Below are 11,092 nucleotides of genomic sequence, written 5' to 3' on the forward strand. Positions count from 1 at the left end.
TGCCCTGCACAGCTTCACCGCCGTAGTCCCTAAGGTACAGATCGCGAGCCTTATACTCGACAACGGTGCCGGCAAGTCCACGCTGCTGATGACGCTGTGCGGTTCGCCGCAAGCGCACAGCGGCAGCATCCGCTACATGGGTGAGGAACTGGTCGGCCAGGACTCGTCGCAGATCATGCGCAAAAGCATTGCCGTGGTGCCGGAAGGTCGTCGGGTGTTTGCCCGTCTGACCGTTGAAGAAAACCTCGCCATGGGCGGATTCTTCACCGACAAGGGCGACTATCAGGAACAGATGGACAAGGTTCTCGGACTTTTCCCACGCCTGAAAGAACGCTTTGCCCAACGCGGCGGCACCATGTCCGGCGGCGAACAGCAAATGCTCGCCATCGGCCGTGCGCTGATGAGCAAGCCGAAACTGTTGCTGCTCGACGAGCCGTCGCTGGGTCTGGCACCGATCATCATCCAGCAGATTTTCGACATCATCGAACAGCTGCGCAAGGACGGTGTGACGGTGTTCCTGGTCGAGCAGAACGCCAACCAGGCGCTGAAAATCGCCGACCGTGCGTACGTTCTGGAGAACGGCCGCGTGGTGATGCAAGGCACCGGTGAGGCTCTGCTGACCGACCCGAAAGTGCGCGAGGCGTACCTCGGCGGATGATGAGTTTCGCCAAACAAAAAAACGGCCTTCGGGCCGTTTTTTCATGCCCGCCCAAAACTTCGAATCCCCTGTTGGGTGGGTGGGGGCTATTTTCCGAGTCTACGGATTGAGCTAAATCCAGAAAGAATGGGGCCTTCAGGACGAATTGGAGGTCTCATAGAATGTTCAAACGGCCTGAAAAATGGGTAATTCGTGGGTAAAAATTAGATAAGAAATGGATAAAAGCGGGATAAGAAAAAGACATTTTTTTACCCGGTTTTGGGTCATTTTCCCCCGGTGTCCCCCCGGTGTCAGGATAGTTGGCGTGTCAGTGTTTTTTTTTTAAAATATCGGGGGCGGAAAGAGATCGGGCTTGGCCTACTATTCACCGAAACGTAAAGCCGCACTACTCAAGATGCTGCTCCCCCCCCACTCAGCCTTTCGATGGGCGAAGTTTCTCGGCGCGAGGGTGTCAGCAAAGCTACATTAATGGGCTGGCGCAAGCTCGTCAGTCCAGAAGGAAGCGCGGTGCCAGACGACATACCGCTAGCCGAAAGTTGGTCTGCCGAAGTTCGATTCGCCGTCGTCATTGAGACGGCCTGTTTCTCAGAAATCCAGCTGAACGAATATTGCCGTCGTAAAGGCCTCTACCCGGAGCATGTCAGCGCTTGGCGCCAAGCATGCATCACCGGTCAACAAGCGGAGCATGTGTTGAGCAAGGAAGATCATGAACAAACGCGCAGAGACAAAGCGCGCATCCTGGAACTTGAGCGCGAACTACGTCGTAAAGATAAGGCGCTGGCTGAAACTGTCGCGTTATTGGTGCTGAGAAAAAAGCTCAATGCCTACTGGGGGAACGACAGCGAGGACAATTGACCTCGCTGCCAGAACGGCACGCACTCGTTAAGGCAGCAATGGTGGCGATCAACGCCGGCGCTCGAAAAGCTAAAGCCTGCAGTGAGGTTGGCATTTCCTTGAGAACCTTTCATCGCTGGAATCAGATGCCGACACTACTGGCGGATGCCCGCACGACTGTTGTCAAACCAGCCCCTCCCAACGCGCTCAGCGAAAGCGAGCGGCAGGCCATTTTGACGCTGTGCAACAGCCCGGCTTACGCGCGTCTGCCTCCCAGCCAAATCGTCCCGCGACTGGCCGACCAAGGACAATATCTCGCGTCCGAGGCCACGTTTTATCGCGTGCTAAGAGCTGCGGGCCAACAGCACCACCGAGGCCGTAGTCAGCGCCCAGGGCGATATGCCGCGCCGACGACTTACGCAGCGAGGCCCAAATCAGGTGTGGTCGTGGGACATTACCTATTGCCCCTCGTCAGTACGCGGCAAGTTCTACTACCTGTATTTGATCGAAGACATCTACAGCCGCAAGGCCGTGGGCTGGGAAGTGTACGAACATGAAAGCGGCGAAAAAGCCGCCGCTTTATTGCAGCGTAGCGTTATCGGTGAGCAATGTTTACGGGAACCGTTGGTGCTGCATTCGGACAACGGTGCCCCCATGAAGTCGGTGACGATGCTGACCAAGATGCACGAGTTGGGCATCACGCCGTCACGTGGCCGACCACGTGTGAGCAACGATAACCCGTACTCGGAGTCGTTGTTCCTGACGCTGAAGTATTGCCCACAATGACCGCAGAAGGACTTTGCCAGCTTGGAAGCTGCCAGGGCTTGGGTGAGTGTAAAAGTGACGGAGTGAACTACTTTGACAAACACCGTGACTGAATTTCAGCACATCTGACGACTTGTTCGGATTCTACTAACGGTTTTTTATCTGTCCTCGAATAACGCTTCTACTGCTGAGCGCATATCACAACACTGGCCGGCGTTCTCACCTCTGTTTCAATCCCCCATCTGTACTTGCAATAGTCTATGGTATCCTGTCGCTGCTAATTATCCAATCTGTGTACCTAGCGATAACTTCCTTCATTTGCATGAATGTTAAAAAGCGTTATTTTAAGCGTAGTGTTTTTTACAAAAAAATGATATTTGTTTCAGTATGATTGGATTTGTTGTAATGGCCAGTATTTAGAATCACCAGCAAGAACAGCGCACCCGCTAATACGAAGTAGTTCATTCTTCGATGGCCCGGGGGAGGCGACAGCAGCTGCATTTGGGCATGAATATTCATCACCAGTTCCATATCGATATTCCCAGGACAAATCTTTTGCTCGTTGTCCTGACTGCTTTAATCACCCACGTAGCTCGGTATATTCGACGCGCCATTTTTGAAGCCTCGACAGCGCATGGAGTTGGTACGAAAATCAAGTAAAAAACTTACTCCATCCCACTTCCAATACGAAGTTTTCACGCAGTCGCCCAGTGCGTTCTGTTTCTGCCAAGAACCGATCTCGGCGCGGTTTCGGTCAAACCGAGTTCCTACGTCGGTAACCAGCTTCGATAGATAAGGGGGGCGATCCTCCGTCACCCAGAAACCCATCTTCGTGGTGAAGCTGTTATTTGAACATTGCGTGCTAACCAGTAGGCGATGTTCGTTGAGCCGCTCAATTTTCAGAGGCTGAATATTTTCGCTATTTTTTAGATCAGGGCAGCGATGCCGATGATCTAAGGCTTTGCTTAACGCTTCACGTACAGCAGAAACGCTCGCAAGAAACTCATCACCAGCGCGGGTATCTACGAGCTGCTTCTTATCGATAAAATGCTGAGATCGTGGTCGTGGTCGTGGCACCCAGTCTTCATTTTCGTCACCCTTCATAATCGCAGCTCCAGGGGTTTGGATGCGCTCTTGGAGTTCGTCCATTTTTATCAGTATTGCGGTGGCCCCGGCGTCTGACAGTTTCCAGGAACGATTCTGAGCATCAACGAACTGAATGTGAGTATTCCCCGCTAATGCAGTTATGAGGCCCTGGATGTGATAATCGTCGAGTATGAACCTATACTCCCCAAAAGGCCCCCCTTCGCTCCTGACTTCACCTATGACTTCATCGTCAATGAGCAAAGTTACGGGCAGTGAAGGCGGCTTCCCACTCAGTTCAGCAAAATCCAACGAGCCTTCAAATAATACATATGGGCCTGCCTCGCGCGTAAAGGACACACTTACGCCGTCTTTTCCGTCCCCGGGCGAATAGCCCCTAGCCTGACATTGACCCGTCCTATTACATATCAGGTCCCAATCTTTATAGGAAAATTCTACGCCTGCATCCGGAATTTGTGCTTGAGAAAGTGCGCTGATGCATAGCATTGGCAAGAGCAAAAAATTAAATTTCATTAACATCCTTTAACAGGAGAGCTGAAGGCAATCCCGCACGTGAATAGGGTAATATTGCTTCCTTGAAACCAAGAGCTTAACGAAAATTTTAAAGTGCGTCGAGCGATGGTTGTGGCTTTAAAAGTGATTGGGGAACAATGGAATAGTAAATTTTCTTAAGTTAACTCTGAAGAATTTATGCCCCCCTTTTTTGAAATACTGATTTACGGGTGAAGTGGTCGGTATACTTAAATCTATCCGGCGTCTGTTTTGGGGCATATCCCATGCGCCATGATGGGAGTCGCGCTTTGCGATCCTTAAAAAATTTTCGGCTTCAAAAGCCAATGTTCAGAGCTGGTTCTTCGCTTGACCGGTGGGCCGTCCACATCATCAATTTTCGGCTATCGCAAAACCCGAACGCTCGGTGGTCTAGCCACAATCAAAATCTGAGCCCTCTGTTAAAGTGGTGAACAGTTGAACTACTTTCCGACTCCCGGCCCCGCGTGGAAGCGCTGGTAGATTAAGTTACAGCTTTCAAAAGCCAGCTCTATCCGTCCCTGACCATCATGCGTGGCATGGGAAACTTCGTATGAAGGTCGGTGTTTAAATCCCTGTTCTGCGGGCCTGTACTCTTCCTCTGCGTGGTCTGTGAACGTCAAACAGCTCCTTGGGAATTATCAATTTGCTGAGTACTTGCGCCGTTTTTTATTATTGCGGCACTTGGCCAGAAAAGAACACAGCGGGCACACAACTCCCTTGTGTAATCGAGTGAGGAATCGCAGCCCAGGTGTGCGAATGGGCCAGTTGCTGCATACCTTCAAGCGTTTAAGAGGTGGTTCAATCATGCGAAGGTGATAGCGGTGGTCAAGATGATATGGGCTCGTCCTGCTTGCGCCTTTTAGGGGGCACCATACTGGAAAAAGCTTCCATGCTCAGTGCACATGTTGGGCGCGACGACGAGATGCCAAATGTCGTCAACGCCCTTCAAGTGAACCTGCAAATCATCCTGAAAAACTGAACGTTCGGACGGTTCGAGGCGAAGCTTGTATCAAATTTTTTTGCGTTGGCCGCCGCCGATTCGCTCTACGTTATTGAATCCCAGAGTGCTTGACGCTGCCGCTAAGTGACCGAATCGATATCAAATTCATATGGGGCGCCAATGACGTGGCCACCGACTATCGAGGCGATCATTTGCTCATCATCCACGACCTCTGGTGGAATCATCGCCAACTGCTCCATCGTGTTGTTTTCGGCATGCGTTTCCCAGCGAGACCAGGCTTCCAGCAACTCAGGTGTACCGGCGAAATCACCAAAAACTTCTTCATCACTGACGGTTTGATAACGTAAGCCTTCCAATCGTGTGAGGTCGGTTTTCAACCGACCAATTTCCTGCTGCCGCGCCTGACGTTCAGCTTGAGCTGAATGCGATTGGACGCGCTTGTCGGGACTCGCGGCCTGATTGTTTTCCACGTCTTGCAACTGCTTCTGGATGCGGCCCAACGCACCATGAACCCAGTCATATTCGCGAGAAGTGATCTTAAAGCCCTTGGTCCGATGGGCTTCATTCCAGCGGCGCAAGCTGGCCCAGCAACACGGAATGTAACTTCCAACCATGCTGTGATTCCCTGCATTGCCTACCTGCGTTAGGAAGTGATCACGAACCGGCATGTCTTTGATGAGCTTTTGGGCTTCGGTACAAATCGCATGTTGCGCAACGGTGTCGCAGCCTGGCTCCCATAGAATGGAAGATCGATGCTTGTCGGCAAAGACCACCGGCATGAAATGACGGAGTTTGCCGTGATGCTCATAATCCGGACCTTTGAAATTTTTCAATCCAACACCAAACAACCCCATGCCGGTAGGAACATCGACGAAGGTCATAACGGCGCCCGCTACGAGGGTAGGTGTCGAGGTGTCCATCCACGGTGCCGGCACACTGGGTACTGGATCATTGTGATTGACCGTACGGTGATGAGTCAGGGCGGAAGCACCTTTAACGAACTCGGCGTCGCCGGCACGAGGAGCGCCATAGGTATAAAGAATAATGTCATATTGTCTGGGGTTGCGCCGCAGCCATTCCGACACAATTAGAGCAACTGCTCCACCCAGACTATGGCCGGTAATTACCAGTTTTTGCCCGCTGTAGAATTTCTCCAAGTATCTTACAGCAAAGTCATAGGCGGCCTTGGCCGAGCCATAAAAGCCGTTATGCACGTGGCCATCCCCTTCGTCAAAGGGCACCTGTTCAGCATTCGCGTCACGAACGATATCCCCCCACCCGGCAGTACCGCGAACCGAGATCAGAACCAGTTCATCATGATGGGTGATGAATACTTGCGTGTCCGTACTTCCCTTACCCCCGACATGGTCGAGAAAGTGGATATTGGCCGGGTTCTCCTGTTTATCCTCGAGACTGGGGTCATTGACCTCGGGGTACAGCACAGGGTCAAAAGGCGCAATTTCCAGTCGCCTGGAGTAAGGCACTTCTTCGTAAAGAGGGTAATAGGCCTTGGTCTGCGTGGCATCGACCTGCCACAGCTCGTCAAATGCGGCTAAAGACGCGCCAAACCAGTTCCCCACACTGGGTTGATGTGGAAATGTAACGTGTTGTGCTTCCACCGGTTGTTTGTTTGGATCTTGACCAAACACTGCGTAACTCAGGGTGGCCATCAGCGCCAGTTGGTACTGGTTGAGCGCACAAAATGCATTGTCGGTTGAGATCATTGGCCGCAGAGCGCGTAAGGGACGGACTTCCAATACGTGGTGCTTGTTCGGCATCAGGCCAATACCAAACGGCTTGGGTGCTTTCTTCCTGCTCCCTGGAGTCGCCGGGTTAGGGGCGGGCCGTTGCGGCATTAGCTCCAGTACCGTGGCGTTGGCCTCAAAGTCGCTGCGGACCATCGGTGGCAAGTGAGCTGAATGTTCCACAAATTGAGAAACTTCTACTTGGTAGTAGATATCGGCATTCGCTTGGGCTGGGTTGGCTTTAGTGCGTGTACCGGATTTTAGGGCAAAGCGGGTCTTTTCCGCGCGCACCTGCAACTCGGTTATGGGCAGCGGATAGTGAGGTCGTTCCCGTAAAAACGTATAGGTTTTCTCGTGCCCCTCATACGGCTGATTCAGCTTGAGCACCACCGGCCCACAATACTGATCGTCTCGCTTGGCATAGCCATTGGCATCCAGCGTGCCGGTGTAGACAATGTGGTCATAATCTGTGAACTCATAACTCAATCCGGCATAGGGTGTGCCGTCACCGAACTCATCGACCAATTGAAAGCTGACCCAGTGGCCTTTCAACGGGCAGGTGTGGATATCGCCGCGCAGGCTCGCTTTGTCCTGTTCGGACAGCGGTGGGAGACTCATGGGGTTTGTTCCTTGTTTTCGGTGCAACCGGGGTAGATGGTGCAGACGCGACCATCGACCATTTTGAAGGTGCTGAAGTCGGTGTGATTGCCGTAACAAAAGGCGTATTGGTCTTCGAAGTTGTCACCCATGCAGCGTTTCCAGCCGCCGGGCACCTTGACCCAAGTATCTCCAATCGCTGGTTTTTCCTCCTCCGCCAACTTGATGCTCAGCTTCACGGTTTTCCCCGGCAACTGATCCAGGGTGTAGGCCGCAAACGGATGGCCACGGGTGACAGTGCCTTGGGCATCGGTTTTTTTGCAGGTGAGAAGTTTGGTTAAAATCCGCGGTTTGCCCATTGTGCGAAACGACCATTGGCATTGACCGGACAACTTGCTTTCTCCAGCGGCATCAAAGGTGCCCTTGGTGGCTTCCAGTAACTCATCGCGCACCGCGATGGTGGCGTAGTCACCGCTAGAATCACCCCGGGCCTTGCCATAGGCCGCCTTGACATCCAACGCTACGTTATGCAACGCCAGCGCACAGCCGCTGGCCGTTCGGTACAGAGGAATGTCATGCGTGGGCTGATACACGTAATCGGAACGCCAAAACTGATTGAAGGCCAGCGTGGTGTCTCTCTTGCCTGGCGTGCAGGTTTGCCCTTTGACCGGTACGTAGGTGGCGATGGCGGTGTAGGTAAAATCCGGGGGTAAATCAGCGGTCAGGGTGAAGCTGTCGGCCTGACCGAGGACGGAACAACCCGTGGTTAGCCACACACCACAGCCCAAGCCGAGACTGTAAATAAAGCGTTTCATACCGGCACATGTCCTTGCCAAAAATGGACTTCCTGTTCCACTCGCTCAAAATGAGCGCTTGGGGTTTCGTTCGGTCGCGGCGACCATGATTGGGGCGGGGTATACCCTGGAGCGTGCAGGCTCTGCGTCAGCAAAAAGTGCATTTGGTCAACTTCCAACCACCCCCAGGTGCGCGCCAGTACCAGTTGCTCTGTCAACCAAGTATCGAGGTGATGGTCTTCGGCGAGAGCGAGGACGCTGTCGGGGTGTTCGCGCATCAGGTAGCGACGTACGTTGTCGAACTGCACACCCGCAGTAATCGCTTCGGGGACGGGGGGGTGATGCCACGCCGGATCCAGCGGAAGTGGATAGCTACCGGGAGCAGGGTTGTCGGTGACCATCCACTGCTCGGCATGCCAGTAACACACGCTGGTCAAGGCGCCGAGATAGGCCGGACGCTCCTCGACGGACAGGTGGGCCAAGGCGCGCCCCAGCACGCGGTTATCGTGAAAACGATACACCGCCTGATTCGGCGGTTGCCGCATCACCAAGCGGGCGCGCCAATGCGCCGCCACCGCCTCCAGATCTGCGCTCGCGCTGCTGGCGAGCCAGCCCCAGTGACGTTCGGGAGCATCCAGCAACGCCTGAAGACTCATTGACTGGGCCGTACCCAACTGAAACAGGTAAGGCCCTACGCTGGCCAAAGATTCGGCAGCCGTGCCACTGTACAGGCTGCGATAGCGCTTAGCGCCCAGCTCGTTGACCAACTCGGCTCGTTCGTCCAACTGGCCATACGAATCCAGCACCAGGTACAGCGTGCGTCCCAGTTGTGCTTGGGCCTGTAGCCATTGTTGAGGGATGGTCATGGTTTATTCTCCAATGCTGCAAAGGCCAAGGCGGCAAGCTTCGCAAATCGGGCAGAAGTCCGCTGCCCGCTCCTTGGCGTTAGCGACGATGGTAAACGGTACGAACGGTGCCGGAATGGCCTCTTCGATAATAGGAACGCTGCTGAAAATTCCGCCCGGATTTAGCACTATATGCTGCCCACCGCCTCTGAGGGTCAGCGTGGCACCCGCATCCAGAATTACGTTGGCGCCAGATTTGATATGCACCTGGTCGCCCGCCTCAATGACATGAATCACGCCAGTGTGGGTGTAACTGCTGCCCGTCACCGTGGTGCGGTCATCCGCCCCAAGCACCGTAGTGCGCAATCCAGTGATCTGATGTTCTTCAGTGCCGCCGATGGCGCGGTAACTGTTCCGGGTGATTTCCTCACGGCTGTCATTACCAATGGTGGCCGTGCTGTCGTTGCGGATCAGTTGTTGGAGGTCGCGCTCGGCCCGCAGGTAAATTTTTTCCTGCCCGGCCCGGTCTTCAATCATCAGCTCGTTGTACCCGCCCGTGGCCGGTGAACTCTGGCTGCGCAAAACCGTCTTGGTTTTATGCTCGGGCAGGGCGTACGCCATGGCGGTGACTGTGTTGGGCACACACCCCGTAATCAGCGGCTGGTCGGGGTCGCCTTCGTTGAAGGTCACCACGACCTCCATGCCGACACGCGGGATGGTCACCGAGCCGAAGTGCTCACCGGCCCAATTGGACGCGACCCGCACCCAACAACTGCTCTGGTCACTGTTTAATTCGGCGCGGTCCCAATGCAGCTCGATTTTCACCCTCCCGAACTCATCACACGCGATGTCTTCACCGGCCGGACCCGTCACGCGTGCGGTCTGACTGACCAGGATGGGTTTGCGCGAGGGCAGCGGCGGACGGTAGAACACATCCCAAGGAATGGCGGAAAAACTGTTGCGGTAGCCTTGGGTAAAACCGTCTTCAGGCTTGGTGTCGCTGGTGACCGACTCTTCGAGAGCCTGCGGTTGAAGGCCTGTGTGTTTAACACTCAATAGCAACCATAAATCATTGCACGCCTGGCGCGGGTGTTCAGCCAGCTTGAAAAAGTGCCCACTGCGCAGCATGGCCTGATCGCTTTTACCTTCTGCCAGTTGGTAGTCAGTGCGATGGCGCTCCAGCGCTTGCTTGGCCAGCATTTTGGCGCGATCCAGACTCGCCATTGGCCTGCCGTAGCGGTAGTCCTCCAGCGCCGGTTGGAAATCGGTGGTGACTCCGCCCTCCAGCACTAGACTGGGCCGTTTGAAATCGTAATCACGGCGCGTCGCCTTGCTGGTTCGCGTATTGAAACTTTGGCTGAAATGGTTGATCACCGGTTGATCCGCGACCGTGCCAGAACCTTGCTGATACGACACATCGCCCAGCTTGGGAAACCAGGTCTGATCGTCGGTGAATACCAGCAGGTGATCAGTGGCCGAGTGTTGGTGGTGCCAGGCAATCCCGTCCTCGGCGCACAGCCTCTGGAGATACTCGAAATCCGACTCCCCATATTGAGTGCAGTATTCACGTACGGGGCTGGTGCTGACGTTGAAGGTGTAGACATCGGCCTGAATACCGTGTCCCTTGAGGACCTGAGCGATGATTTGCGGCACCGTCAGCTTCTGAAAAATGCGTTGGTGGTAGCTAAATTGCAAGTAATGCAGCACCGGCACCAGACTCAACTGGTAGCGGGTTAAACGTCGACCCGATTCGCCCACGCTCACGTTTTCGATACGGCCGTGGATCCCTTCGCCATTCAAGCCGAACTGAAGAAAGGCGGGTTTGCTCAGCAGCGCTTCCAAGTCGATATCGGGGTCTTCACTGACCAGCTCAACCCGGATGGCGTACAACTGGCTGATCGCCTCAACGCCCTCGAAGGCCAGTACCTTAAAGTCGTTACGAACTGTGGGAATCTGCAGCGTGAAGTGCGCAGTGTTGGCCGGCAAGAACATCCTTACTCCCTACTTGCAGTACCACGATGCTCGTTGCCCTGTGAGGCATCAGTGCCCGCAAAATGTCTTCAATACCCTAGATGACATCGGCCAAGTGCAACCTGGCCGATGCTTTGACTCAATGAACAGACGCGCCCTTACAGCGGGGTACGCCAGTCGTCGGAACCCGAGGTGCCGCAGACTTCATGGGTCCAGGTGATCTTGCGGTAGGTAAACTCGACTTCCTCCAGGTGCGTAAAGTGCGAATTCTTTGGATCCTGGCAGTT

Annotated in this window: 7 protein-coding genes and 2 pseudogenes; 2 read left to right on the forward strand and 7 right to left on the reverse strand. The window is 54.3% G+C overall.

What is annotated here, in order from left to right:
- Positions 1–4 precede the first annotated feature (4 nt).
- Together ACIQVE_RS10795 and ACIQVE_RS10800 are read left to right on the forward strand one after the other, a co-directional pair.
- Entirely contained in the window at positions 5–658 is a 654-nt protein-coding gene (locus ACIQVE_RS10795; RefSeq protein WP_402807738.1) for an ABC transporter ATP-binding protein, read from the forward strand.
- A gap of 352 nt (positions 659–1,010) precedes the next feature.
- Positions 1,011–2,275: pseudogene (locus ACIQVE_RS10800) on the forward strand (IS3 family transposase); the annotation flags it as partial.
- Between the two features lie 342 nt (positions 2,276–2,617).
- On the opposite strand, the gene ACIQVE_RS10805 reads toward ACIQVE_RS10800, so the two are convergent.
- From ACIQVE_RS10805 to ACIQVE_RS10835, 7 genes and pseudogenes are all read right to left on the reverse strand, one after another.
- Positions 2,618–2,788 carry a hypothetical protein gene (locus tag ACIQVE_RS10805; protein ID WP_402807719.1) on the reverse strand — a complete coding sequence of 57 codons (171 nt, stop codon included), beginning with the start codon at positions 2,786–2,788 and terminating at the stop codon, positions 2,618–2,620.
- 45 nt (positions 2,789–2,833) lie between these two features.
- On the reverse strand, positions 2,834–3,874 hold the full coding sequence (locus ACIQVE_RS10810; protein WP_402807721.1) for a DUF1176 domain-containing protein: 1,041 nt from the start codon (positions 3,872–3,874) through the stop codon (positions 2,834–2,836).
- A 1,098-nt stretch (positions 3,875–4,972) separates the two neighbouring features.
- The gene (locus ACIQVE_RS10815; protein ID WP_402807723.1) at positions 4,973–7,216 is read right to left on the reverse strand and encodes a lipase family protein; all 2,244 of its coding nucleotides are present in this window, start codon (positions 7,214–7,216) and stop codon (positions 4,973–4,975) included.
- Positions 7,213–8,010, reverse strand: coding sequence for a hypothetical protein (locus ACIQVE_RS10820; RefSeq protein WP_402807725.1), 798 nt, complete (start codon positions 8,008–8,010; stop codon positions 7,213–7,215). The genes ACIQVE_RS10815 and ACIQVE_RS10820 overlap by 4 nt, the downstream gene beginning before the upstream one ends.
- Positions 8,007–8,855, reverse strand: coding sequence for a DUF4123 domain-containing protein (locus ACIQVE_RS10825; protein WP_402807728.1), 849 nt, complete (start codon positions 8,853–8,855; stop codon positions 8,007–8,009). The genes ACIQVE_RS10820 and ACIQVE_RS10825 overlap by 4 nt, the downstream gene beginning before the upstream one ends.
- A 3-nt stretch (positions 8,856–8,858) precedes the next feature.
- Positions 8,859–10,826 (reverse strand): type VI secretion system tip protein VgrG, encoded by a 1,968-nt coding sequence (locus tag ACIQVE_RS10830; protein WP_402807730.1) that lies wholly within the window; start codon positions 10,824–10,826, stop codon positions 8,859–8,861.
- A 137-nt stretch (positions 10,827–10,963) separates the two neighbouring features.
- A pseudogene (locus ACIQVE_RS10835) lies at positions 10,964–11,092 on the reverse strand (type VI secretion system tube protein Hcp); the annotation flags it as partial.

Source organism: Pseudomonas sp. NPDC098747 (assembly GCF_044760045.1).
In the GTDB taxonomy this organism is placed as follows: domain Bacteria; phylum Pseudomonadota; class Gammaproteobacteria; order Pseudomonadales; family Pseudomonadaceae; genus Aquipseudomonas.

Coding starts and splice junctions, on each gene's coding strand:
- ACIQVE_RS10805 (WP_402807719.1), bottom strand. CDS start 2,788: ATGGAACTGGTGATGAATATTCATGCCCAAATGCAGCTGCTGTCGCCT.
- ACIQVE_RS10810 (WP_402807721.1), bottom strand. CDS start 3,874: ATGAAATTTAATTTTTTGCTCTTGCCAATGCTATGCATCAGCGCACTT.
- ACIQVE_RS10815 (WP_402807723.1), bottom strand. CDS start 7,216: ATGAGTCTCCCACCGCTGTCCGAACAGGACAAAGCGAGCCTGCGCGGC.
- ACIQVE_RS10820 (WP_402807725.1), bottom strand. CDS start 8,010: ATGAAACGCTTTATTTACAGTCTCGGCTTGGGCTGTGGTGTGTGGCTA.
- ACIQVE_RS10825 (WP_402807728.1), bottom strand. CDS start 8,855: ATGACCATCCCTCAACAATGGCTACAGGCCCAAGCACAACTGGGACGC.
- ACIQVE_RS10830 (WP_402807730.1), bottom strand. CDS start 10,826: ATGTTCTTGCCGGCCAACACTGCGCACTTCACGCTGCAGATTCCCACA.